Source organism: Salinivibrio sp. ES.052 (assembly GCF_900141775.1).
Lineage (GTDB): Bacteria > Pseudomonadota > Gammaproteobacteria > Enterobacterales > Vibrionaceae > Salinivibrio.
Genome location: NZ_FSRI01000002.1, coordinates 314,385 through 340,193, shown reverse-complemented (window position 1 = coordinate 340,193; position 25,809 = coordinate 314,385). Strand labels below are relative to the sequence as shown.

Annotated in this window: 26 protein-coding genes; 22 read left to right on the top strand and 4 right to left on the bottom strand. The window is 49.3% G+C overall.

What is annotated here, in order from left to right; genetic code table 11:
• Positions 1-92: 92 nt before the first annotated feature.
• The 4 genes from gyrB to dnaA are packed head-to-tail and all read right to left on the bottom strand — an operon-like array spanning position 93 to position 6,112.
• Positions 93-2,510 carry a DNA topoisomerase (ATP-hydrolyzing) subunit B gene (gyrB, locus tag BUQ98_RS11220; RefSeq protein ID WP_074213914.1) on the bottom strand — a complete coding sequence of 806 codons (2,418 nt, stop codon included), beginning with the start codon at positions 2,508-2,510 and terminating at the stop codon, positions 93-95.
• Between the two features lie 18 nt (positions 2,511-2,528).
• A complete protein-coding gene (gene recF / locus BUQ98_RS11215; RefSeq protein ID WP_074213913.1) occupies positions 2,529-3,608 on the bottom strand; it encodes a DNA replication/repair protein RecF in 1,080 nt (359 codons plus the stop codon).
• 3 nt (positions 3,609-3,611) lie between these two features.
• Positions 3,612-4,712: a DNA polymerase III subunit beta gene (gene dnaN, locus BUQ98_RS11210; RefSeq protein ID WP_074213912.1), complete on the bottom strand. Its 1,101-nt coding sequence runs from the start codon at positions 4,710-4,712 to the stop codon at positions 3,612-3,614.
• Between the two features lie 2 nt (positions 4,713-4,714).
• A complete protein-coding gene (gene dnaA, locus BUQ98_RS11205) occupies positions 4,715-6,112 on the bottom strand; it encodes a chromosomal replication initiator protein DnaA (protein WP_074213911.1) in 1,398 nt (465 codons plus the stop codon).
• A 413-nt stretch (positions 6,113-6,525) separates the two neighbouring features.
• On the opposite strand from dnaA, the gene BUQ98_RS11200 reads away from it, so the two are divergent.
• From BUQ98_RS11200 to atpD, 22 genes are all read left to right on the top strand, one after another.
• Complete coding sequence (locus BUQ98_RS11200; RefSeq protein WP_371515119.1) at positions 6,526-7,239, top strand: amino acid ABC transporter substrate-binding protein; 714 nt, start codon at positions 6,526-6,528, stop codon at positions 7,237-7,239.
• A gap of 58 nt (positions 7,240-7,297) precedes the next feature.
• Positions 7,298-7,969: an amino acid ABC transporter permease gene (locus BUQ98_RS11195; protein ID WP_074213909.1), complete on the top strand. Its 672-nt coding sequence runs from the start codon at positions 7,298-7,300 to the stop codon at positions 7,967-7,969.
• Positions 7,966-8,712, top strand: coding sequence for an amino acid ABC transporter ATP-binding protein (locus tag BUQ98_RS11190; protein ID WP_074213908.1), 747 nt, complete (start codon positions 7,966-7,968; stop codon positions 8,710-8,712). The genes BUQ98_RS11195 and BUQ98_RS11190 overlap by 4 nt, the downstream gene beginning before the upstream one ends.
• Positions 8,713-8,919: 207 nt before the next feature.
• Positions 8,920-9,054: a 50S ribosomal protein L34 gene (gene rpmH / locus BUQ98_RS11185; protein ID WP_025672864.1), complete on the top strand. Its 135-nt coding sequence runs from the start codon at positions 8,920-8,922 to the stop codon at positions 9,052-9,054.
• A 13-nt stretch (positions 9,055-9,067) separates the two neighbouring features.
• Positions 9,068-9,439, top strand: a complete 372-nt coding sequence (gene rnpA, locus BUQ98_RS11180; protein WP_074213907.1) for a ribonuclease P protein component — start codon at positions 9,068-9,070, stop codon at positions 9,437-9,439.
• Positions 9,391-9,651 (top strand): membrane protein insertion efficiency factor YidD, encoded by a 261-nt coding sequence (yidD, locus tag BUQ98_RS11175; protein WP_074213906.1) that lies wholly within the window; start codon positions 9,391-9,393, stop codon positions 9,649-9,651. Before rnpA ends, yidD begins: the two co-directional genes overlap by 49 nt.
• Before the next feature lie 2 nt (positions 9,652-9,653).
• Positions 9,654-11,267 (top strand): membrane protein insertase YidC, encoded by a 1,614-nt coding sequence (yidC, locus tag BUQ98_RS11170; RefSeq protein WP_074213905.1) that lies wholly within the window; start codon positions 9,654-9,656, stop codon positions 11,265-11,267.
• 99 nt (positions 11,268-11,366) lie between these two features.
• On the top strand, positions 11,367-12,731 hold the full coding sequence (gene mnmE, locus BUQ98_RS11165) for a tRNA uridine-5-carboxymethylaminomethyl(34) synthesis GTPase MnmE (protein WP_074213904.1): 1,365 nt from the start codon (positions 11,367-11,369) through the stop codon (positions 12,729-12,731).
• Between the two features lie 150 nt (positions 12,732-12,881).
• A complete protein-coding gene (locus BUQ98_RS11160) occupies positions 12,882-13,982 on the top strand; it encodes a GGDEF domain-containing protein (protein WP_074213903.1) in 1,101 nt (366 codons plus the stop codon).
• A 66-nt stretch (positions 13,983-14,048) separates the two neighbouring features.
• Positions 14,049-14,501, top strand: coding sequence for an FMN-binding protein MioC (gene mioC / locus BUQ98_RS11155; protein WP_074213902.1), 453 nt, complete (start codon positions 14,049-14,051; stop codon positions 14,499-14,501).
• Between the two features lie 393 nt (positions 14,502-14,894).
• The gene (gene mnmG, locus BUQ98_RS11150) at positions 14,895-16,784 is read left to right on the top strand and encodes a tRNA uridine-5-carboxymethylaminomethyl(34) synthesis enzyme MnmG (protein ID WP_074214217.1); all 1,890 of its coding nucleotides are present in this window, start codon (positions 14,895-14,897) and stop codon (positions 16,782-16,784) included.
• A gap of 1 nt (position 16,785) precedes the next feature.
• Positions 16,786-17,412: a 16S rRNA (guanine(527)-N(7))-methyltransferase RsmG gene (rsmG, locus tag BUQ98_RS11145; RefSeq protein ID WP_074213901.1), complete on the top strand. Its 627-nt coding sequence runs from the start codon at positions 16,786-16,788 to the stop codon at positions 17,410-17,412.
• Positions 17,413-17,425: 13 nt separating this feature from the next.
• The gene (locus BUQ98_RS11140; protein WP_074213900.1) at positions 17,426-18,223 is read left to right on the top strand and encodes a ParA family protein; all 798 of its coding nucleotides are present in this window, start codon (positions 17,426-17,428) and stop codon (positions 18,221-18,223) included.
• Between the two features lie 8 nt (positions 18,224-18,231).
• Complete coding sequence (locus BUQ98_RS11135) at positions 18,232-19,122, top strand: ParB/RepB/Spo0J family partition protein (protein ID WP_074213899.1); 891 nt, start codon at positions 18,232-18,234, stop codon at positions 19,120-19,122.
• Positions 19,123-19,302: 180 nt separating this feature from the next.
• On the top strand, positions 19,303-19,692 hold the full coding sequence (locus tag BUQ98_RS11130) for a F0F1 ATP synthase subunit I (protein ID WP_074213898.1): 390 nt from the start codon (positions 19,303-19,305) through the stop codon (positions 19,690-19,692).
• A gap of 8 nt (positions 19,693-19,700) precedes the next feature.
• Entirely contained in the window at positions 19,701-20,489 is a 789-nt protein-coding gene (gene atpB / locus BUQ98_RS11125; protein ID WP_074213897.1) for a F0F1 ATP synthase subunit A, read from the top strand.
• A gap of 70 nt (positions 20,490-20,559) precedes the next feature.
• Positions 20,560-20,811 (top strand): F0F1 ATP synthase subunit C, encoded by a 252-nt coding sequence (gene atpE / locus BUQ98_RS11120; protein ID WP_025672872.1) that lies wholly within the window; start codon positions 20,560-20,562, stop codon positions 20,809-20,811.
• 52 nt (positions 20,812-20,863) lie between these two features.
• A complete protein-coding gene (gene atpF / locus BUQ98_RS11115; RefSeq protein ID WP_074213896.1) occupies positions 20,864-21,334 on the top strand; it encodes a F0F1 ATP synthase subunit B in 471 nt (156 codons plus the stop codon).
• Positions 21,335-21,349: 15 nt separating this feature from the next.
• A complete protein-coding gene (gene atpH, locus BUQ98_RS11110) occupies positions 21,350-21,883 on the top strand; it encodes a F0F1 ATP synthase subunit delta (protein WP_074213895.1) in 534 nt (177 codons plus the stop codon).
• A gap of 15 nt (positions 21,884-21,898) precedes the next feature.
• Entirely contained in the window at positions 21,899-23,440 is a 1,542-nt protein-coding gene (atpA, locus tag BUQ98_RS11105; RefSeq protein ID WP_074213894.1) for a F0F1 ATP synthase subunit alpha, read from the top strand.
• Positions 23,441-23,486: 46 nt separating this feature from the next.
• Positions 23,487-24,353 (top strand): F0F1 ATP synthase subunit gamma, encoded by an 867-nt coding sequence (atpG, locus tag BUQ98_RS11100; protein WP_074213893.1) that lies wholly within the window; start codon positions 23,487-23,489, stop codon positions 24,351-24,353.
• Positions 24,354-24,389: 36 nt separating this feature from the next.
• The gene (gene atpD / locus BUQ98_RS11095) at positions 24,390-25,793 is read left to right on the top strand and encodes a F0F1 ATP synthase subunit beta (protein ID WP_074213892.1); all 1,404 of its coding nucleotides are present in this window, start codon (positions 24,390-24,392) and stop codon (positions 25,791-25,793) included.
• Positions 25,794-25,809 lie beyond the last annotated feature (16 nt).

The following is a 25,809-nucleotide window of genomic DNA, read 5'->3' as shown; positions in this document are numbered from 1 at the left end:
ACAGTAACAATATGAGAATTTAGTCGCAAACAAGCATGAAAAAGGCCAGCAAAGCTGGCCTTAATAGAGGTATAAACGATTGATTAGTCGATCTAAACGTCGAGATTTTCCACTTTCAGTGCATTATTCTCAATAAAGGCACGACGTGGCTCTACTTGATCACCCATCAAAGTAGTAAAGAGCTCGTCAGCGGCAACCGCATCATGAATGGTGACCTGCATCATTCGACGCCCTTCAGGATCCATGGTGGTTTCCCATAGTTGGTCAGGGTTCATTTCACCCAAACCTTTATAGCGTTGACGTGATACACCACGCGTCGACTCTTTGATCAACCAATTTAACGCCTGCTCAAATGTTTCAACCGACTGCGTGCGCTCGCCACGTTTCACGTAAGCACCTTCATTCAGTAAATCATTCAGCGTTTCCGACAGGCTGGCGATGCGGCCGTACTCTTTCGAATTGAGGAAGTCGTAGCTAACCAGGTATTTATAATCGACACCATGGGTCCGAACCACCAGCTCAGGCACCCACACTTGGTGTTCTTCATCCAACCGGCATGATGCTTGGTAGTGGCTCTCCCCTGTCGACTTGCGGTTTAGAATTCCGACAATGTTTTCGACCCATTGTTTGGCTGCCCATTCATCACGTAAACCATCGACTGACAAGCGTGGTTGATAAAGGAGTTCATTCAGCAAGGAGGCTGGATAACGACGCTTCATCCGCTGGATAAGCTTCAGCACACCGTTGTATTCCTTGACCAGTTTTTCAAGCGATTCGCCATGCATCGCAGGCGCTTCTGGGTGAACAAACAAGGACGCATTTTCTAATGCTAATGCGACTTGGTATTGCTCCATCGCTTCATCATCTTTGATGTATTGCTCTTGCTTGCCCTTTTTCACTTTATAAAGCGGTGGCTGGGCAATATAGATATAGCCGCGTTCGATCAACTCAGGCATTTGACGATAGAAGAAGGTCAATAACAACGTACGAATGTGCGAGCCATCGACGTCAGCATCGGTCATGATGATAATGCTGTGATAGCGCAGTTTATCGGGATCGTACTCTTCGCGACCAATACCACACCCCATAGCCGTGATAAGTGTTGCGACTTCTTGTGAAGAGAGCATTTTATCAAAGCGGGCTTTCTCGACGTTGAGGATCTTACCTTTGAGCGGCAAAATAGCTTGGTTCTTACGGTTGCGCCCCTGCTTGGCTGAGCCGCCTGCAGAGTCACCCTCCACAATGTAGAGTTCAGATAGCGCCGGATCTTTTTCCTGGCAATCAGCAAGCTTGCCGGGAAGGCCCGCTAAATCCAACGCGCCTTTACGGCGAGTCATTTCGCGTGCTTTACGTGCTGCATCACGTGCACGTGCTGCATCAATAATCTTGGTGCAAACCACTTTGGCATCCGCTGGATGCTCAATCAAGAAGTCAGAAAGGTGGCTGCTCATCGCCGACTCGACCGCTGACTTCACTTCGGATGACACCAACTTGTCTTTGGTTTGGCTCGAGAATTTAGGGTCCGGAACCTTAACCGATACCACGGCGGTCAGCCCCTCTCGCGCGTCATCGCCCGAGGTCGCAGCTTTGGCTTTCTTTGAATAACCTTCTTTATCCATAAAGCTGTTCAAGGTACGCGTCAGTGCCCCACGGAACCCCGCCAAGTGCGTCCCCCCATCGCGCTGAGGTATATTGTTGGTAAAGCAGTAGATGTTTTCTTGATAGCCATCATTCCACTGCATAGCCACTTCGACGCTCACACCGTCTTCGCGCATGTGCTCAAAATGAAAAACAGAGGGGTGGATTGATGTTTTTTTGTTGTTAAGATGCTCAACAAATGCTCGAATACCGCCTTCATATTTAAAGTGATCTGATTTGTCTTCTTCTCGCTCGTCGACCAATCGAATCGACACACCCGAGTTAAGGAAGGACAGTTCACGTAAACGCTTGGCTAAAATCTCGTAGTTGAAGTTAATATCCGTGAAAGTTTCTTCACTCGGCCAAAAGCGAATGCGGGTACCGGTTTGCTCAGTTTCTCCCATTTCCACCAAGGGACCAAGTGGCTCACCGTGAGAGAAATTGAGTTGGTGGGCGTGGCCATTACGCCAAATCGTTAACTCAAGCTTTTCTGACAGAGCGTTAACTACCGAGACACCCACACCGTGTAACCCACCAGAGACTTTATAAGAGTTATCATCAAATTTCCCCCCGGCGTGCAGCACGGTCATGATAACTTGGGCGGCCGACACCCCCTCTTCTTCATGGATATCAACAGGGATACCACGACCATCATCGCGGACCGACACAGAGCCGTCTTCGTGAATGGTGGTCACGATATCGTTACAATGTCCGGCCAGTGCTTCATCGATCGAGTTATCGACCACCTCAAACACCATATGGTGTAGGCCGGTACCGTCGTCGGTGTCGCCGATATACATTCCCGGACGCTTACGGACGGCATCCAAGCCCTTCAGTACCTTGATACTCGATGAATCGTATTCGTTGGACATTGAGTTACTCTCGCTTATTTATCCTGCGTTAATTTTGCCATGTTCCACATGAAACATCTTACTCTTTTCGTCGCAAATTTCCGCGACTTGATCGGCACTAATGGCGCTGACAAAGACCTGGGCCCCGATACGGGTGAGTTCGCTAGCCAGCAGTGCCCGACGGCGACTGTCTAATTCAGACGCAAAGTCATCGATCAGGTAGATACAGGCGATGCCTTGCTCTTCACTATATAACTGGCCTTGTGCGAGCCGAAGCGCACAGACCATCAATTTTAATTGCCCCCGAGAGAGCACATCGTCGACCGGAGTTCCCGCGACTTTAATGCGTAAATCTGCTTTGTGTGGCCCCGATACCGTGTAGCCCATTTGTTGGTCACGCTCAAAATTCGCAGCCAACAACGCTTGGTAATCTGCGCCTCGCTCCCAGCCCTGATAAAACCGAAACTGAATGGAAAACTCCGGCAAAAACGCCTGGCATAGTGCGGTGGCACGCGCGGAAACGGCCTCCACATAGGCTTCCCGCCATTGACTAATCTGCTCAGCAAGGCTAGCAAGCTCTGTATCCCAGACTTGAATATCACGGTAGTGACGTGCGGTTTTTAGCGCAGCGTTCCGCTGCTTAGTGAGCCGCTTCACCCGCGTCCAAGCATCAAAAAAGCCTGGTTGGGAGTGAAAAACGCCCCAATCGATAAAGGATCGGCGAAACTTTGGCCCATCGGTTAACAGTTCAAATCCTTCAGGGGTAATCAACTGTAACGGCAGCACTTTGGCCAAGGCCACCAGCTTTTGCCCTTTTTCTTGGCCTATTTTAACATCGGTACTGCCATCTCGGCGCTTTTGAATGCCGACCGGAAGCAAGATCCCATCTTGGGTTCTTACCCGTCCATGCACGGTTAAGCTAGGCTGTTGATGACGAATGACGCGGCTGTTGAGGGCACTACGAAACGAGCGACCGTGGCCTAGAAAGTGAATGGCTTCCAAAACACTGGTTTTACCGCTGCCATTGGCACCAATTAAAAAGTTAAAGCCTGACGACAGTTCGATATCGCAGGCTTCAATATTTCTAAAGTCATGAATGACCAATCGGGTGAGCGCCATAACCTAGAGGCGAATTGGCATCACGACATACATGGCGTCATCGCGATCACAATCCTCAATCAAGGTACTGCCCACGGCATCGGTCATCGAAAAGCGCACTTTGTCACAGCGCAAGACATTGAGCACATCGAGGACATAACTGACGTTAAAGCCGATTTCAATCGGTTCCCCTTGATAATCGACTTCTAAGAACTCTTCCGCTTCTTCTTGCTCTGGATTATTGGCGGAAATCCGAAGCTCACTGCCGTCGATGTTCATCCGCACACCACGAAACTTCTCATTGGATAACACGGCCGCCAAGGAAAGGGCTTGTTTGATCTCCGCGCAATCAACCTCCAATGTTCGTGATGTTGACTGGGGAAGCACCCGACGGTAATCAGGGAATCGCCCATCCACCAGCTTAGACGTGAAGGTGACATTACCGACCACCGCGCGAATATTAGATGACCCAATCTGAATATTAACCGGGTAATCGCTATCATCGAGCAAACGCGCCAGCTCGCTCACCCCTTTACGCGGAACAATCACTTGTTGTGCGGGAACACTGTCTTCCATCATCAGATGACAGACTGCCATCCGGTGACCATCCGTCCCCACGGTGCGTAGTGTCTGGCCATCGGTTTCAAACAACAAACCGTTCAGGTAATAGCGAACATCTTGGTTGGCCATGGAAAATTGCGTTGCATCGATCAAATGACCGAGCTTGTTTTGCGCAAGCTGTAGACTGACTTCAGCTTGCCAGTCCTCAATATTGGGATAGTCACTGGCAGGCAGCGTTGACAAGGTAAAGCGGCTTCGTCCCGCACGGACCACCACGCGATCGCTTTCTTGAGTCACCGTGATACGGGCTTCGCTGTGTAGCCCTTTAATAATGTCCATGAACTTACGCGAAGGCACGGTGACAGCACCATTTAGATGCTCCCCTTCCAACGGTGCCGTTGCATTCAGCTCCACCTCCATATCAGTGGCGGTTAGCTTCAGTTGCTGGTCGGCGACTTCAATCAAAAGATTGCTTAAGATCGGTAAGGTACTGCGCCCACCTAAAGCCCCAGAGACTTGTTGCAGCGGTTGAAGTAGCTGCTCACGCGTAAGAATAAATTTCATAATTAGGACGACAATGTTCGAATCAGGTTAGAGTAATCTTCTTTAATATCGTGACTTTCTTCACGCAGCTGCTCAATCTTACGGCACGCGTGCAACACCGTGGTATGGTCACGACCGCCAAATGCATCACCAATTTCCGGTAAGCTGTGGTTGGTCAGCTCTTTCGACAGCGCCATCGCCATTTGCCGTGGGCGTGCCACCGAGCGAGACCGACGCTTGGATAACAAATCCGCCATCTTGATTTTATAATATTCAGCGACGGTTTTCTGAATATTATCGATGGTGACCAGCTTTTCTTGCAACGCGAGCAAATCGCGTAATGCCTCGCGGACAAAATCAATAGTGATCGCACGGCCGGTAAAGTTGGCATTGGCGATGACACGGTTAAGCGCCCCTTCTAGCTCACGGACATTCGAGCGCAACCGCTTAGCAATAAAGAAGGCGACTTCATCCGGCAGACGAATCGCGTGGTCTTCGGCTTTTTTCATCAAGATCGCCACACGCGTTTCCAATTCAGGTGGCTCTATTGCGACCGTTAACCCCCAACCAAAGCGCGACTTCAATCGGTCTTCCACCCCGTTAATTTCTTTCGGATAACGATCAGATGTCAGGATGATTTGCTGATTGCCTTCTAGCAACGCATTAAAGGTATGGAAAAACTCTTCCTGCGAGCGCTCTTTATTGGCAAAAAATTGAATGTCATCGATCAACAAAGCATCGACGCTGCGGTAGTAACGTTTAAATTCTTCGATAGCATTATTTTGCAGCGCCTTAACCATATCTTGCACAAAGCGCTCGGAGTGCATATACACCACGCGTGCATCCGCTTTTCGATCAGAGATGGCATTGCCTACGGCATGCAGTAAGTGCGTTTTACCCAGGCCGGTCCCACCATACAAAAACAGCGGATTATACGCTGCTCCCGGATTTCCCGAGACCTGGCGCGCAGCCGCCAGCGCGAGCTGGTTCGATTTACCTTCCACAAAGTTATTAAACTGATGCTTTGGGTTAACGTTAGAACGATGGTTCACATCCGATTGGACAGGTGATGGCGCAGGCTCCCACACACGTCCTCGGTTGGGCGCCGGGGCCATTTGCTGAGGAGCAGGGGCAGAAGCCGGCCCTGCAGGCGCTGCTTGCGGAGCGGCCGCGACGGGTTTGCTGCCCACTTCAAAGCGCAGCATGGGCACGTCGACGCCACAAAACTCATTCAGTAGTTGATTTATCTGATGCAAATATTTATCTCGCACCCAATCAAGCACAAAACGGTTAGGGGCAAACAGGGTCAACGTATTGTCATTGAGCTCGGCTTGAAGTGGCCGCACCCACATACTGAATTCTGTTGCAGGTAAATCATCTTGAAGACGTTCAAGACACTGCAACCAAAGCGATGATGACACGTTTGACTCCACGCAGTTATACCGAAAAGGAAAAGGTCATAATGGTACTCCTGTCGCACTCAGATCGCCACCCACAAGATCCCGAAATCAGTGAATAAGATCCGACTTATTCACATAGATCCCACAGATATCGTCGAGATCACCACAGCCTACTCGCTTTTTACTCACAATATTGCCCACATAATACCCGACAAGAGATCCCGCTCGCATCCATCAATCCACGATGTTTCCACAAAACAGTGCGCATTCATCGGATCGAGGGAAAGCCTGTTAATACGTTATTACTCATAACAACAAGGTATTTCTCGCAGACCGCGATATCACTCTATATTACGCATATTATCAATATTGATGTGGTTATTACGGAGCATTTCATGAGTAAATGGATTATCAACACCCTGCTCAGCCTGAGCATGGTTATTTCGGTTCCCGCTTTTGCCTCTGAAACGGTAAAAGTGGGCATGTCTGGCCGCTATTTTCCCTTCACCTTTGTCAAGCAAGACCAACTACAAGGGTTTGAAGTCGACCTGTGGGATGAGATAGGCCGTCGTAATGACTATCAGGTGGAGTATGTGACCGCTAACTTCTCCGGCCTATTTGGTCTTTTACAAACCGGTCGTATCGACACCATCTCTAATCAAATTACCATTACCGATGAACGCCAGGCAAAGTATCTGTTCACCGACCCTTATGTGGTTGACGGCGCGCAAATCACGGTACGTAAAGGTAATGATGCCATTAACGCCGTGTCCGATCTAAAAGGCAAAACCGTTGCCGTTAACTTGGGGTCGAACTTTGAGCAGCTATTACGCGAGCACCCAGCGGCTGATAATATCAATATTAAAACCTATGAAACCGGGATTGAACACGATGTGGCTCTGGGCCGTGCCGACGCCTTTATTATGGACCGCCTCTCCGCACTACAATTGATCAAAGAGTCGGGCTTGCCCCTACAATTAGCGGGTCAACCTTTTGAAACCATTGCTAACGCTTGGCCGTTTGTTGACTCAGAACGTGGGCTACGCTTGCGTAATGACGTTAACACCGCACTAGAGGCAATGCGTGAAGACGGCACCTTGGCTGAAATCTCAACCAAGTGGTTTGGCGGTAACGTCACTCAGAAGTAAGTATTTACTAACACTTATAAGCCCGCGCTGGCGGGCTTTTTTGGTTTAAAGGACACTCATGGCGTTTGATTTCGATTACATGGCCTCCTTGTTCCCCCTATTGCTTCGCTATTTGGGGATCACCATGGAAATGGCCATATTAGGACTGATATTCGCCCTTGCGTTAGCGGTCGCAATAGCTTTAATCCGCGTCTTTCGCGTGCCGGTGCTTAACGGTTTAGCGCAAGTTTTTATCAGCTTCTTCCGTGGTACACCTTTATTGGTACAACTGTTCCTGCTCTATTATGGCTTACCGCAGGTCATCCCTAGTTTAGTAGGAATGGAAGCGTTTACGGCAGCGGTCATTGGCATCAGCCTTCATTTTTCCTCGTATATGGCAGAGTCTATTCGAGCCGCGATTACGGGCGTCGACCGCAGTCAGATGGAAGCCAGTCTCGCCGTGGGAATGACCACTCGTCAGGCGATGCAGCGTATTATCTTGCCGCAGGCCGTGCGCATTGCTTTGCCTTCTTTAATGAATTATTTCATCGATATGATTAAAGCCACGTCGCTTGCCTTCACACTCGGGGTCGCAGAAATCATGGCGCAAGCTCAAATGGAAGCGTCTTCTAGCTTTAAGTTCTTTGAAGCTTACTTGGCTGTTGCCCTGATTTATTGGGCTGTCGTGGTTGCACTTACCCGTGTCCAATATTGGGCCGAGGCACACCTGAACAAGGCGTATCAACGATGATAAAGATAGAAAACCTGAAAAAAATCTATCAAGGGATCGCGGTGCTTGATGGCATCGATCTCACTATCGAGCGCGGCGAAATTGTCTGCATTATCGGCCCCAGTGGCACAGGTAAGTCCACGTTATTGCGCTGCATTAACTTTTTAGAGCGTGCGGAACAAGGGGTGATTGAAATCGGCGATCAGCGTATCGACAGCGGCAACACCGCGACCCGCAAGCAAGATATTTTAGCCTTACGCCGTCAAACCGGCTTTGTGTTTCAAAACTATGCTTTGTTTGCCCACCTCAATGCGCGCGATAATATAGCCGAAGGACTACGCACCGTTAAAGGATGGGCAAAAGATAAGGCTCGCCAACGCGCCCAGCAAATTTTGGATGATATTGGTCTTGGCGATAAAGGGGATCACTACCCTGCCTCGCTCTCAGGTGGCCAACAACAACGAGTTGGAATAGGGCGAGCCATGGCACTAGAAGCGGAACTCCTACTATTTGATGAACCCACATCAGCGCTTGATCCTGAATGGGTCGGCGAAGTCTTGGCGCTAATGAAAAAGCTCGCGACACGGCACCAAACCATGCTGGTGGTGACTCATGAGATGCAGTTTGCAAGAGATGTGGCCGATCGGGTGGTATTTATGAATAACGGCCATGTGATCGCGGAAGGGTCACCAGATTGGTTATTTAACCATTGCGACGATCCTCGTTTGCATAAGTTTCTGAATCAAGTCGGGATTGCGCCTTAATTTGTAAACGATGCACAAGGATCCTTGCGATCTCCACCCAAGCGCTTATAATTCACGCCCCGGAATGGCGTTGGTTAGTGATTGACTAATCGTTAGTCAATGGCTACAATCCGCCCTCTTTGTTGAGAGGCGTCGGAAACTAGCATACTGCTACCCTCCCACGTCGGGTTAACAAACCTAACACTGATCAGTAATAAGGTAGAAACCATGAAACGCACTTTTCAACCTTCAGTTCTAAAGCGTAAGCGCACTCACGGTTTCCGTGCGCGCATGGCGACTAAGAACGGCCGTAAGGTCATTGCCGCTCGCCGTGCGAAAGGCCGCAAGCAGCTTTCTAAATAATCCGCAGTGATTTGTGAATAAGCTCGCTTATCCTCGGGAGTTACGTCTGCTAACTCCCGAACATTTCAGTGCCGTCTTCCAGCAACCGCATCGCGCAGGTTCGCCGCACTTAACTATTCTCGCCAGAAATAACGCGCTCGACCACCCACGTCTCGGTCAAGCTGTACCGAAAAAGCAAATCAAACTTGCCGTTGATCGTAACCGCTTTAAACGCACGGTTCGCGAGAGCTTTCGTTTACGTCAGCATCAACTGCCGGCGAAAGATTTTGTGGTTATCGCGAAAAAAAGTGCCAACAACCTGAGTAATCAAGCGCTACGAGACGAATTGGACAAGTTATGGCAACGTTTGTCGCGACCGCCGCGCAAAAAGCGCTCATCGCGCTGATTCGGGGATACCAACTGGTTATTAGTCCATTAATTGGACCACGATGCCGGTTCACACCGACTTGCTCCCAGTACGCCATCATGGCGATTCAATCCCATGGTGTGATAAAAGGGTGTTGGTTGGCAGGCAAACGTCTATTAAAATGCCACCCTATGAATGATGGCGGTTACGATCCTGTGCCGCCTTGCGACCACCATAACAGAGACAATTAACAATGGATTCCCAACGCAATATCCTGTTGATTGCCCTATTGTTCGTTTCTTTCATGCTATACATGGAATGGAGCAAACCAGAATCCCCGCAGCCGCAGGGACAGGGCGTTGAGCAGCAGCAAACCACTCACAGTGACGTGCCAAGCAGCAGTGACAGTGATACCACGTCTCTTGATGCACAGCCTGTCTCTGACAAGCTCGTCACCATTAAAACCGACGTATTAACGCTTAAAATTGATACGCAAGGCGGTGATGTTGTCCATGCAGAGCTTCCACAATATGACGCTGAGTTGGACTCTGACAATGCCTTCACCCTGCTGCATAGCAAACCTGATCACACCTTCGTGGCTCAAAGTGGATTGATTGGTGCCAATGGCATTGATACCGCCGAAGGGCGCGCTCAATACCAGGTGGCGCAAAGCGACTTCTCTCTTTCAGACTCAGAAGACACCTTACGTGTGCCAATGACAGTCGAAAAGGACGGGATAACTTACACCAAGACCTTTGTGTTTAAGCGTGGTAGTTATGCGGTGGATGTTGAGCACACTATCGATAACCAAACCGATGCCAACGCCAGTGTCACCATGTACACCCAGCTCAAGCAAAACCTGCTTGATGATGGGGGTAGTTTAACCATGCCGACTTACCGCGGCGGGGCGTACTCAACCGACGACAAGCGTTACGAGAAATACAGCTTTGATGATATGGAAAGCAAAAATCTCAACGTGACCTTTGATCAAGGTTGGGCCGCAATGATTCAACACTATTTTGCTACCGCGTGGATCCCACGTGCGGACAATAATGTGTTGAGCACGCGTACTACGTCACAATACGGTTATATTCAAACTAAAACCAGCGATACCATTACCGCTGGCACCAGCAAGACGCTGACAGCAACCTTGTGGGTAGGCCCTAAGCTACAAGAGCAGATGGCCGCGGTAGCACCAAGCTTAGATTTAGTGGTCGACTACGGCTGGCTGTGGTTTATCGCTAAACCGCTGCACTGGTTACTTTCAACCATCCAGACCTTTGTGGGTAACTGGGGTCTGGCCATCATCATGCTGACCTTCATCGTTCGTGGTGCCATGTACCCGCTGACCAAAGCGCAGTATACCTCCATGGCCAAAATGCGGATGCTGCAGCCTAAACTGCAAGAAATGAAAGAGCGCATTGGTGACGACCGTCAGCGCATGAGCCAAGAAATGATGGAGCTGTACAAGCGTGAAAAAGTGAACCCGCTGGGTGGCTGTCTTCCGCTTGTCCTGCAAATGCCGATATTCATTGCACTCTATTGGGCATTGATGGAATCGGTAGAGCTGCGTCACGCGCCTTTCTTTGGTTGGATTCAAGACTTGTCAGCACAAGACCCTTTCTATGTGTTGCCATTGCTGATGGGGGCATCGATGTTCCTTATCCAGAAGATGAGCCCAACGACAGTCACGGATCCGATGCAGCAGAAGATCATGACCTTTATGCCCGTGGTCTTTACCGTCTTCTTCTTGTTCTTCCCATCCGGCTTGGTTCTATACTGGTTGGTGTCGAATATCGTTACGCTGATCCAGCAAACCTTAATTTACAAGTCGCTGGAGAAAAAAGGCCTGCATTCCCGCTCGTAACTGAGGCCGCGTCAAGCAATAATAAAAAGGCGACCCGGCGGTCGCCTTTTTTGTCGTTTATCGCCTTCGGGCCTGTTATTGAAATAAAGAGTGTGCACTATGGCTCAAACCGACACTATCGTGGCACAAGCCACGGCAACTGGCCGCGGCGGCGTAGGAATTGTCCGCGTGTCTGGCCCGCTCGCCCATGAGATTGGTACCAACATGACGGGACGTGATCTGGCACCCCGTCGTGCAGATTATTTGCCCTTTCTCGACCAAGAGGGTCAACCTATCGATCAGGGCATTGCTTTATTCTTTAAAGGCCCTCATTCGTTCACAGGCGAGGATGTGCTTGAACTGCAAGGCCATGGAGGCCCAGTGATCATGGACATGCTTATTCAGCGTATCAGTGCCTTTTCAGGGGTGCGTGCCGCTCGGCCCGGTGAGTTTTCTGAACGGGCGTTTTTAAACGATAAGTTAGATCTTGCACAAGCTGAAGCCATTGCCGACTTAATTGATGCCAGCTCCGAGCAGGCCGCCCGCTCGGCCTTGCAATCGCTGCAAGGCGCCTTCTCTCGTCAGGTGAACGCGCTGGTGGAAAAAGTCATTCACTTGCGTATTTACGTTGAAGCCGCGATTGACTTTCCCGATGAAGAAATCGACTTTCTCTCCGATGGCAAAGTCGCCAGCGATCTCACGCAGATTATCGAGCACCTCGCCACACTGCGCAAAGAAGCCAACCAAGGGACAATTATGCGTGAGGGAATGAAAGTGGTGATCGCAGGCCGCCCCAACGCCGGAAAATCTAGTTTGCTCAATGCGTTATCAGGTAAAGACAGTGCGATTGTTACCGACATTGCAGGGACAACACGCGATGTCCTGCGCGAGCATATTCATATTGAAGGTATGCCGCTCCACATTATTGATACTGCCGGCTTACGCGAAGCATCTGATGAAGTGGAACGCATCGGCGTCGAGCGGGCATGGGAAGAAATAGAACAAGCTGACCGTGTCTTGTTTATGGTCGATGGTACGACAACCGACGCCACTCATCCTGCTGAGATCTGGCCAGACTTTGTCTCCCGCTTACCGCAAGAAATGGGGATGACGGTCATTCGTAACAAAGCCGATATGACCGGCGAGTCTATGGGACAATGCGATATCAGCGAACCAAGCCTTATCCGTCTTAGCGCCAAAACTGGTCAGGGTGTCGATGCATTGCGTCAGCACTTAAAAGCCTGCATGGGTTACGCAGGGGGCAGTGAGGGTGGTTTCATGGCGCGTCGCCGTCACTTGGATGCCCTTGCCAGCGCTGCACAGCACCTCGATATTGGTCAAGCTCAGCTCGAGGGCTATATGGCGGGGGAAATTCTGGCTGAAGAATTACGTCTCACCCAACAGTATCTCAATACCATTACCGGCGAGTTTAGTGCCGATGATTTATTGGGGAAAATCTTCTCCTCATTTTGTATCGGTAAATAATTATCCCCAGCCTGATCACGGGATCCTTTTTCAAAGGATCCCTGCTCATAACTGCATTGATCGTCCTTATCCTCATGATTAGATCATAAGTTATCCCCATAGTTTTCACCACGATCGGCTACGCTATAACGAGATGTAGACGGAGGTGAAATGCTAGCAAGTTTAAACCCAATATTATCGATTGGACTGACCGACCATAATCAATTAATGCGGCATCAGATCCGGATGACCAATTTGCTGACGCTCATTTGCGTAGTAGGAACCCTGATCTTTTCCACCATGTATTGGCTGGCTTTTCAGACCCCACTGGCAGCCTGGCATAACCTGGTATATGGTGCACTTTATGCGTTGACATGGGGACTCATGAAAGCAGGACGTTGGTATATTGCGCGCTACTATCTCTTTTTTGTATTCTTCGCCCAACAATTCATCATGTCTTACTGGGTGTTTGCGGCACAAAGCCAAAATGAGCTTTTATTGTTAGTCTCACCCACCATCGTTTTACTGCTTTTTGAGCCTCATGACCGCATTGCTCGCTATGGTTTATCCATCACAGCCATTGTCTTGATGTTCTCGATACAGGTACTGCCGTCCCCTGATCCTTTGGCTGTTTTATCCAGTTTAAACGCAAAAACAATCTATTTAAGTGTCGTGTTAGTATTCATTGCACTATCAGTGATTCTGATGGATTTTTACCTCCATGATCTCTATACCATCAACCAACAAGCTCGCCAATCGGCTCAACGCGAGCCGTTAGCTCAGACGTGGAATGCCACACAGTTTTATCGCCAAGTGAACGCTCGACAGCACTCTTCGCCCAATAAGCCCATGGCGCTGCTCTGTATAAACCTTGATCACTTTCATCAATTCAATGCTAACTATGGACATAAAATAGGCGATGAAAGCTTACAGTTCATTGCCCGTGTGTTAAAACGCCACCTTCCAGATAACGCCATCCTTAGCCGAACTCACGCGGACCAATTTTTGGTGATGCTGGTAGATAATGACTGTTCCTGCGCTCCCAAGTGGGCCGTCCAATGTCAGCGAGCCATCGCCGACACCCCCTTTACATTCAATGCGGGTGCCCATGCGTTTAGCGTATCTATTGGTATCGTCCAGCACTTTTCAGGGATCTGCCCATTCATCAACCTAATCGATCAAGCCTGCAAAGCCATGGCAGAAGCCAAGCAAGCAGGAGGTAATCAATGTGTATGCCAGTTAAGTCAACCCGTAGAAACTCACGCAGTTTAAGCAGCAATTGACTCCTTGAAGTAAGGTCTAAATACTAGACGCGAGACCCTTAATGACGAGGATAATATGGCAAATATAACCATTATCACAGGCAGCACTTTAGGCGGCGCAGAATACGTTGGCGATCACCTATCAGAATTACTCCAAGCGAAAGGCCACCAAACCAACGTAATTAATGAAGGGATCATGGACGATGTGCTCAGTGCTAGCACCTTGCTGATTATCACCTCAACCCACGGTGCTGGTGATTTCCCGGAAAACATTGCTCCATTAATCGATCAGTTACTTTCTGAGCGGCCTATGCTGCGTGATGTGCAATATGGCGTCGTCGGGATCGGTGATTCCAGCTACGATACTTTCTGTGAAGCTGGGGCAAAAGCTGATGCCCTATTACAAGATCTAGGAGCCATTAAAATTGGCGAGCGTATAGACATCGATATACAAGCGCATCCCGTTCCAGAAGATGAAGCTGAACGCTGGTTAACAGACTGGATGCCGTTACTCAACGCGTCTAACTGAGCAATAATTAACCAATCAATCTGTGGATAACTAAGGAATAACCCAGTGATCTTCCTTTAGTTATCCATTTGATAGTTTTACCCCCTCCCCCTCCTTGTGGATAAAGTGTCGTTTTGATCCCAGGTGATACAGGATCCGATCCAAGGCCGCCCACAGAAAGTGATCCTATCAAGATCCCTGATCTCAATGATCTTTTTCCACTTATCCACTAAGATCCTCTTCCTTAGTAGTAGATCTAATAAAGGATCTATATAAAGATCTTATATATATAGAGCGAAAGCATAAAGAAGATCAGGATCAAGGTTTGGTTCCCAGTTGAGAGAAAAAGCGCTAGAATGTCGCCCCTTTTGCTTAGTTCATGCGCAAACACTTAACCAGGTTGAGGCTTTAATCATGTTTTACCAGGATCACTTTGACGTCATCATTGTCGGTGGTGGCCATGCTGGTACCGAAGCGGCATTGGCAGCGGCACGGATGAATCAAAGAACGCTGTTGCTCACCCATAATATCGACACATTGGGACAAATGTCGTGTAACCCAGCGATTGGTGGGATCGGGAAAGGACACCTGGTAAAAGAAATTGATGCTCTAGGCGGCGCAATGGCGCAAGCCATCGACAAAGGCGGGATCCAGTTTCGAACGTTAAACGCATCGAAAGGACCGGCGGTTCGAGCTACGCGAGCTCAAGCTGATCGAGTATTATACAAAGCCGCTATTCGCCACGTATTAGAAAATACGCCCAACTTATCTCTGTTCCAGCAGGCCGTTGTTGATGTGATCGTTGATCAAGATCGTGTCACTGGAGTCGAAACGGAAATGGGGCTAAAATTCAGTGCTACCACGGTAGTGCTTACCGTAGGCACATTCTTAGGTGGAAAAATCCATATCGGCATGGATAACTATTCAGGCGGCCGTGCTGGTGATCCCCCCTCAAATAAGTTAGCGGATCGTTTACGCGCCCTGCCTTTCCGGGTGGATCGACTTAAAACCGGGACGCCACCGCGCATTGATGCGCGCTCGGTCGATTTTTCGGTGATGCAAACGCAACATGGTGACACCCCTTGTCCCGTGTTTTCGTTTCTAGGCGATGTCAGCCATCACCCTAAACAAATGCCGTGTTATATCACCTATACCAATGAAAAAACTCATGATGTGATTCGAGATAATTTATCTCGTAGCCCCATGTATGCTGGTGTTATTGAAGGAATAGGGCCGCGTTACTGCCCATCAATTGAAGACAAAGTGATGCGCTTTGCCGACAAAGACAAGCACCAGATATTTGTTGAGCCTGAAGGGCTTACCAGTAATGAGCTCTATCCTAATGGTATTTCCACCAGCTTGCCGTTTGATGTGCAAATGGGGATCATTCAATCGATCAAAGGGTTTGAAAACGCCAAAGTGATCCGCCCAGGCTATGCGATTGAATATGATTTCTTCGATCCGCGCGATCTCAAGCACACCTTAGAAACCAAATTTATTAGCGGACTATTCTTCGCGGGACAAATTAACGGTACCACCGGCTATGAAGAAGCGGGGGCACAAGGCTTACTGGCTGGATGTAACGCAGCGCTACAAGCGCAAGGCAAAGAAGGTTGGAGTCCTCGTCGTGATCAAGCCTATATGGGAGTATTGATTGACGATCTCTCTACCATGGGGACGCAAGAACCCTACCGTATGTTTACTTCTCGTGCTGAATATCGCTTATTACTGCGGGAAGATAACGCCGACATGCGTTTGACCGAAAAAGGCCGTGAATTGGGTCTTGTTGATGATGTGCGTTGGGCGCGATTTAACCAGAAGATGGAAAACATGGAGCAAGAGCGTCAGCGCCTGCGCGGCACTTGGATCCATCCACACTCTGACGACGTGGCCGCGCTCAACACGATGCTCAAAACGCCCCTGACACGTGAAGCCAATGGTGAGGATCTGTTGCGTCGCCCTGAGCTACGTTATCAAGATATCGTTTCATTACCGAGCTTTGAACCGGCTCACGCCGATCAACAAGCGAGTGAACAGGTCGAAATACAGGTCAAATATGCCGGTTATATCGATCGCCAACAAGATGAAATAGCGAAATCTCAACGTCATGAAAATACCGAGTTACCCATTGATCTGAATTACGATCAAATCAAAGGGTTGTCTAACGAAGTGAAAGGCAAGTTGACCGATGCTCGTCCTGAAACAGTAGGGAAAGCCTCTCGAATTTCTGGGATAACGCCTGCGGCGATCTCCATTTTACTCGTCCACTTGAAAAAGCAAGGCATGCTGAAAAAAGGGGCATAAAATGGAACAACAACTACAACAGGGGCTAGCGAAAGCTGGCCTAAGCCTGTCGACGCTTCAACAGCAACAATTAATTGATTATGTACGCTTGCTGCACAAGTGGAATAAAGCCTATAACTTAACCTCTGTCCGTCGCCCTGATGACATGGTGGTGAAACATATTCTCGATAGCCTCGTTGTATCCCCGCATCTTCATGGCGATCATTTTATCGATGTTGGGACAGGGCCTGGCTTGCCGGGGATCCCGTTAGCCATTGCTAACCCAGATAAGCATTTCACGTTATTAGACAGTTTGGGCAAACGGATCCGCTTTATTCGTCAGGTCCTGCATGAACTTGGTCTAACAAACGTGATACCGGTTCAAAGTCGCGTAGAAGACTTTACCCCTGACCACGGATTTGATGCTGTACTCAGTCGCGCCTTTGCATCGATGAGCGACATGGTGAGCTGGTGCCACCACTTACCGCATGCACAAGGGCGTTTTTATGCGTTGAAAGGCCAAGTCGACCAGCAAGAAATCGATGCACTCCCGGCTGATTGTTCTGTGACCGATATCAAAGCTTTGAAGGTACCGGGATTGGAAGGGGCGCGTCATCTAGTAATCTTGAGAGCCAAGAGTAACGAGTAGAGGTCAACAGCACGTGGGTAAAGTTATCGCGGTAGCAAACCAAAAGGGCGGCGTGGGTAAAACCACCACGAGTGTCAATCTCGCAGCATCACTGGCTGCCACCAATCGCAAGGTGCTACTGATCGATCTGGACCCACAAGGCAATGCGACCATGGCCAGTGGCGTCGACAAATATGATGTTCATGCCACGACCTACGATCTGCTCATTGAAGAAACCCCGTTCGAACAAGTGGTGGTTGATGACACAACCGGCAGCTACCACTTAATTGCAGCCAATGGTGACGTGACCGCCGCTGAAATCAAGTTGATGGAAGTGTTTGCCCGAGAGGTTCGCTTGCGGACCATGCTTGAACCTGTGATCGATCGCTACGACTATATCTTTATTGACTGCCCTCCCTCACTAAACTTGCTCACCATCAATGCGATGACAGCGGCTAATTCCGTCTTGGTGCCAATGCAGTGTGAGTACTTCGCCTTAGAAGGCTTAACCGCATTGATGGATACCATTAGCAAGCTCGCCAGTGTGGTCAACGCGGAGCTACATGTGGAGGGGGTGTTACGTACGATGTATGACCCGCGTAACCGATTAGCGACCGAAGTATCGGATCAGATCAAAAAACACTTCGGTGATAAGGTGTATCGTACAGTGATTCCCCGCAACGTGCGGCTCGCGGAAGCGCCAAGTCATGGCCGACCCGCCATGTACTACGACAAACTATCGAGCGGTGCCAAAGCCTACCTCGCCCTTGCGGGTGAAATTCTGCGTCGCGAAGAGCAAGCTCGCTCCTCGCCAGACGCTGCCAATGCCTGAGGAATACAATGAATTCAGCGAAACGCGGTCTTGGAAAGGGCCTGGATGCCTTGCTGGCGACCAGTGCACAAGCACAGTCTTCACAAACAGCGGCCCCTGAATCCACCGATACCAGCAACAGTGAATTACAGCAGTTGCCGGTCACTGCGCTGGAACCGGGTCAGTATCAGCCTCGACAAGGCATGGCTGAAGAGGCGCTTGAGGAACTGACAGAGTCGATCCGAGCCCAAGGGGTGATTCAACCCTTAGTGGTGCGTCAAATCGCTTCTGGGCGTTACGAAATCATTGCTGGGGAACGCCGTTGGCGAGCCGCCAAACAGGCAGGGCTAAAAAGTGTGCCTTGTTTGGTGCGTGAGATGACCGATAAAGTCGCCAGTGCGGTTGCTTTGATTGAAAACATTCAACGCGAGAACCTCAATGCGATGGAAGAAGCGCAAGCATTGGCGCGTTTAGTGGATGAATTTGAACTTACCCATCAACAATTAGCTGAGTCGTTGGGTAAGTCCCGGGCCACCATCAGTAACCTACTTCGGTTAAATGGATTGGAGTCCGGCGTGCGGCAATTGCTGCTTAATAAACAACTCGAGATGGGTCACGCACGTGCCCTATTAGCACTGGAAGGCGACACGCAAATTGATGCCGCTCTGACCGCTGTCAATAAAAAGATGACGGTTCGCCAGATAGAAAAACTAGTAAAAAAGATGCTTTCGCCACCGGTTGAAACGGAAAAGCCTAAATTATCACCTGAAGTTGAAGCGCTTCAACAGCGCTTAAGTGACAAGTTTGGGGTGAGTGTGGCATTAACACAACAGAAAAACGGTAGTGGCAAATTAGTGATTAATTTCGAAGAATCTGAAAAGTTAGCGCAAATTCTTGCAATTTTCGACGAAGAAATGTGACCTATGCCATTCGCTTTTTGTTACATAAAAGCGCTTACTGTGATCAGGTTACTCTGTTGTAAAATTTTCCCTGCTTTTTTACATCGATGCGATTGCATTAGCTGGGGCGAAACGTATAATTTTTGCTGTTTTCCCAGCACGGCAACAGTGCTAAGTGGAACGGAATCGAGGAACAAATACATGGTATCGACGCTCGCGCGGCCGGGTCGCGAAATCGCGACAAAATTGGTGCTTTTGCAAGCTGGCGTCGTATTAGCAACGGCAATCGTGATGGCACTTGCCATCAATGTCGACTGGGGAAAATCCGCGTTAATCGGTGGGGGTATCTTTGTGATAGCCAATGCCGTATTTGCGTCGTGTGCTTTCCTTTTTAGTGGGGCAAGAGCTGCAAAATTTGTAGTCGCGTCCTTCTTTGGTGGTGAAGTCCTAAAAATTTCACTGACCGTCGTCTTGTTTGTCCTTGCTTACCTGTATGTCGAGGTGGAACTTGTTCCCCTCAAACTGGCCTATTTGCTGGCATTAGGGATTAATATCTTTGCGCCAGTTTTATTCATTAACAACAACAAATAGGATGAGTTATGGCTGCGTCAGGTGATGCGCTTACACCGTCTAGCTATATCACTCACCACCTGACACACTTGTCAAGCGGTGAGGGGTTTTGGGCGGTTCACATTGATAGCCTGTTTTTCTCTGTCCTCATCGGCATCGTCTTCTTAGGCATTTTCCGATCGGTGGCAAAGAAAGCATCGACAGGTGTTCCGGGTAAGCTTCAGTGTTTTGTCGAGATTTTGGTTGAATTCGTTGATGATAATGTCCGCGAAACCTTCCATGGACGAAATCCACTGATCGCACCTTTGGCCCTGACTATCTTCGTCTGGATATTCCTGATGAATACGATGGACTTGATTCCTATCGATTTTCTTCCTTATCCGGCGGAACACTGGTTGGGCATTCCATACTTGAAAGTGGTGCCAACTGCAGACGTAAATATCACCCTTGCGATGGCGCTGGGCGTGTTCTTCTTGATGATTTTTTATAGCATCAAGATAAAAGGTGTTGGTGGCTTTGCCAAAGAGCTGGCGCTGCACCCGTTCAATCACCCCATCATGATTCCGTTTAACCTCCTGTTGGAAATCGTCTCGCTGTTGGCGAAACCTATTTCACTCGGGATGCGTTTGTTCGGTAATATGTTTGCCGGTGAGGTGGTATTTATTCTTATCGCGGCCTTGTTGCCGTGGTGGGCACAATGGCTGGGTTCTGTGCCGTGGGCAATCTTCCACATTCTAGTCATTACGATTCAAGCCTTTGTCTTTATGATGTTGACTGTCGTGTACCTGTCTCAGGCACACGAAGACCCAGATCATTGATGACATTTTTTAGTAAGCAATTTGTTAGTCATTATTGGCTCAAAGCCGACAACGAAAACTGGAGATAGTGATGGAAACTTTATTGAGCTTTTCTGCAATTGCCGTGGGCATCATTGTAGGTCTTGCTTCCCTTGGTACTGCGATTGGTTTCGCCCTGCTGGGTGGTAAATTCCTTGAAGGTGCAGCACGTCAACCTGAGATGGCTCCTATGCTGCAAGTGAAGATGTTCATCATCGCAGGTCTTCTCGATGCAGTGCCAATGATTGGTATTGTAATCGCACTGCTGTTCACTTTCGCGAACCCATTTGTGGGTCAACTGTAAACTGGCTTGTAGCTGAACTGATCCTTTAGCTAATGATTAAGGAGGCGCCGTTGTGAATATCAACGCAACTCTGCTAGGCCAGGCAATCGCATTCACTATCTTTGTGTGGTTCTGCATGAAATATGTATGGCCACCATTGATGCAAGCGATTGAAGAGCGTCAGAAAAAAATTGCTGACGGACTTGCGGCAGCCGATCGTGCTGCCAAAGACCTGGATTTAGCCCAGGCGAACGCTTCTGATCAATTAAAAGAAGCGAAGCGCGCTGCAACTGATGTTATCGAGCAGGCCAATAAGCGCAAAGCACAAATCCTTGATGAGGCACGTGCGGAAGCGTCTGCTGAGCGCGACAATATCCTAAATCAGGGTAAAGCCGAGCTAGAAGCCGAGCGTAATCGAGCTCGCGATGAGCTGCGTAAGCAAGTTGCATCGCTCGCTGTTATTGGTGCCGAGAAAATTATTGAGCGTTCGATTGATGAGAATGCTCATAAAGATCTTCTCGATAAAATCACTGCAGAACTGTAACAAGGAGGGGCAGCAATGTCTGAACTGACAACACTCGCTCGCCCCTACGCGAAAGCAGCCTTTGATTTTGCGGTAGAAAAGGGCGAGTTGGCTCAATGGGCTGAAATGCTCGCCTTTACTGCTGAGATTGCCCGTGATGAACGCGTTCAACATATGTTGGAGGCGTCTTACTCTGCTGAGAAATTGGCCGATATATTCATCACAGTTGGCGGTGATCAGCTCAACGATTTCGGTCAGAACCTAATTAAGGTGATGGCGGAAAATAAGCGCCTAAAAGCTCTTCCTGAGGTTTGTGAACAGTTCCTGGCCATGCGCTTGGAGCTAGAAAAAGAAGTTGAGGTCCAAGTGATTTCAGCGACGGCTCTTTCTGAAGAGCAACAACAAGCCATCAGTGATAAGCTCGCGACGCGTCTTGAGCGCAAAATAAAGCTGAACTGTAGTGTAGACGAAGCCCTGGTTGCCGGGGTTATTATTCGAGCTGGAGACTTGGTCATCGATAACTCAGTAAGTGGCCGTATACGCCGCCTGAGCGATGCATTGCAGTCTTGATTGGGGAATTGGAGCATGCAACTTAATTCCACGGAAATAAGCGATCTGATCAAACAACGCATTGAGAAATTCGACGTTGTGAGTGAAGCGCGTAACGAAGGTACTATCGTGTCAGTCAGCGACGGTATCATTCGTATCCATGGCCTTGCAGATGCGATGCAAGGGGAAATGATTGAACTGCCTGGTAACCGCTATGCGCTAGCATTGAACCTTGAGCGTGACTCAGTGGGTGCGGTTGTGATGGGTCCGTATTCGGATCTGCAAGAAGGCATGAAAGTAACCGGCACTGGCCGTATTCTTGAAGTTCCAACAGGCCCTGAATTATTGGGCCGAGTGGTGAATACCCTGGGTGAGCCTATTGACGGCAAAGGGCCGATCGAGGCAAAAACCACTTCGCCAGTTGAAGTGATCGCCCCAGGTGTTATCGCCCGTCAATCGGTTGACCAGCCTGTACAAACGGGCTACAAAGCGGTTGACTCAATGATCCCTATCGGCCGAGGCCAGCGTGAGCTGATCATCGGTGACCGCCAAACGGGTAAAACCGCGCTGGCAATCGATGCGATCATTAACCAGAAAAATTCGGGTATCTACTCTATCTACGTAGCGATTGGTCAAAAAGCGTCTACCATTGCCAACGTAGTACGTAAGCTAGAAGAGCATGATGCATTGAAAAACACCATCGTGGTGGTGGCATCAGCCTCTGAAGCAGCAGCCTTGCAATACCTGGCGCCTTATTCCGGGTGTGCAATGGGTGAATACTTCCGTGACCGTGGTGAAGATGCACTGATTGTCTACGATGACCTGTCTAAGCAGGCCGTTGCTTACCGTCAGATTTCATTGCTACTACGTCGTCCACCGGGTCGTGAAGCCTTCCCTGGTGACGTTTTCTACTTGCACTCGCGCCTTCTAGAGCGTGCGGCACGTGTCAACGCGCACTATGTGGAAGAGTTCACCAAGGGTGAAGTGAAAGGCAAAACCGGTTCATTGACGGCGCTGCCTATCATTGAAACCCAAGCCGGTGACGTATCGGCGTTCGTACCGACTAACGTTATCTCGATTACTGACGGTCAGATCTTCTTGCAAACCGAGCTATTTAACTCCGGTATCCGTCCAGCGGTAGACCCAGGGATCTCGGTCTCTCGTGTGGGTGGTTCGGCGCAAACCAAGATCATGAAAAAGCTCTCAGGCGGTATTCGTACAGCCTTGGCCCAATATCGTGAGCTTGCGGCGTTTGCTCAGTTCTCATCCGATTTGGATGATGCTACCAAGAAGCAATTGGATCACGGTCAGAAAGTGACCGAGCTGATGAAGCAAATGCAATATGCACCGATGTCTGTGTTCGAGCAGTCGATGGTTATTTTTGCTGCTGAAAAAGGCTACTTGGAAGACGTTGAGCTGAACAAGATCGGCGACTTTGAGCGCTCGTTATTGGCCTTTGCGAAGAGTCAGTATGCTGACTTAGCGGCTCAGATTGATGAGTCTGGTGCTTACAACGATGACGTTGATGCACAGCTGAGAAAGCTGTTGGACGATTTCAAAGCGACCCAGACTTGGTAACACGTAGGTGACCACCTTGGTGGTCACCCACTAACGGAGAGTAACTATGGCCGGCGCAAAAGAGATTCGTAATAAGATCGGAAGTGTGAAAAACACACAGAAGATCACTAAAGCGATGGAAATGGTGGCAGCCTCCAAAATGCGTAAAACGCAAGAAGCCAGGGAATCGTCACGTCCATATGCTGTCACTATGCGCAAAGTGATCGGTCATCTTGCACTGGGTAACTTGGAGTACCGTCATCCTTATCTGGAAGAGCGGGAAGCCAAGCGCGTTGGTTACATCATTATTTCTACAGACCGTGGCTTGTGTGGTGGTTTGAACATTAACTTGTTCAAAAGCGTCATCAATGACATGGAAAGCTGGACTCAAAAAGGTGCTGAAATTGATATGGCACTGGTTGGGGCAAAAGCGACCGCCTTTTTTAACAGTTACGGCGGCAATGTAGTGGCACAAACTTCTGGTTTAGGGGATACCCCTGTCTTGGAAGACCTGATCGGTACGGTTGGGGTGATGCTGAGAAAATATGATGAAGGCGAGCTGGACCGCTTGTACCTAGTTTTCAATAAGTTCGAAAACACCATGGTGCAGACCCCAGTGATCGATCAATTGCTGCCTTTGCCAAAATCAGATGATGAGGATATGCAGCGCAGCCACGCTTGGGATTATATCTATGAACCCGAGCCAAAACCCTTGCTCGATACCTTATTGGTCCGCTATGCGGAATCACAAGTGTATCAAGGTGTGGTTGAAAACCTCGCCAGTGAGCAAGCGGCACGTATGGTGGCGATGAAAGCTGCGACCGACAATGCAGGCAATCTTATTGATGATCTGCAGTTGGTTTACAACAAAGCCCGTCAGACTGCGATCACCCAAGAGCTGTCAGAGATAGTCTCTGGCGCAAGCGCGGTGTAAAGGCAAGGGTTAACGAACTAGTTTAGAGGATTAACGATGGCTACAGGTAAGATCGTTCAGATCATCGGTGCGGTAGTCGACGTAGAGTTTCCACAAGACGCAGTACCAAAAGTATATGATGCGTTGAATGTGAAACGTGAAGGCGAGCGTCTGGTGCTGGAAGTTCAGCAGCAGCTAGGTGGTGGCGTCATCCGTGCCATTGCTATGGGCTCATCTGATGGTCTACGTCGTGGAATCGAAGTAGAAAACACAGGTAAATCAATCGAAGTGCCCGTGGGTGAAGCCACACTGGGACGTATCGTCAACGTCTTGGGTGACGCGATTGATGAGCGTGGCGATCTTGGTGAGAAAGAGCGTTACTCTATCCACCGTGAAGCGCCAAGCTACGAAGAGCAGTCGAGCGCGACCGAACTTTTGGAAACCGGCGTGAAGGTTATCGACCTTATCTGCCCGTTTGCGAAAGGCGGTAAAATCGGTCTGTTCGGTGGTGCGGGTGTCGGTAAAACCGTCAACATGATGGAGCTTATCAACAACATCGCATTGCAACACTCGGGTCTGTCTGTTTTCGCTGGTGTCGGTGAGCGTACTCGTGAGGGTAACGACTTCTACTACGAAATGCAGGAAGCCGGTGTTGTCAACATCGAGAAACCAGAAGAGTCAAAAGTGGCCATGGTCTATGGTCAGATGAACGAGCCACCAGGTAACCGCCTGCGTGTGGCACTGACCGGTCTAACCATGGCGGAAAAATTCCGTGATGATGGCCGTGATGTTCTGCTGTTCATCGATAACATCTATCGCTATACCCTTGCCGGTACTGAGGTATCTGCCCTATTGGGTCGTATGCCATCGGCAGTAGGTTATCAGCCAACGTTGGCTGAAGAGATGGGTGTATTGCAAGAACGTATTACCTCAACCCGTACCGGTTCTATTACCTCGGTACAGGCGGTTTATGTTCCTGCGGATGACTTGACGGATCCGTCACCCGCTACCACCTTTGCCCACTTGGATGCAACGGTTGTATTGTCACGTAACATCGCGTCAATGGGGATGTACCCAGCGATCGACCCATTGGACTCAACATCACGTATGTTGGATCCATTGGTAGTTGGTCAAGACCACTATGATGTCGCACGTGGCGTACAGTCAGTGCTTCAGCGCTATAAAGAGCTGAAAGATATCATTGCGATCCTGGGTATGGATGAGCTGTCTGAAGAAGACAAACTGACGGTTGCACGTGCACGTAAGATTGAGCGTTTCTTGACTCAGCCTTACCACGTTGCCGAAGTCTTCACCGGCCAACCAGGTGTTTATGTTTCGCTGAAAGACACCATTGCAAGCTTTAAAGGCCTGCTAAGTGGCGAGTACGATGATATCCCAGAGCAGGCATTCCTGTACTGCGGTAGCATTGAAGAAGCGCTCGAAAAAGCGAAAAACCTGTAAGGCTTGAGTAGGAGGC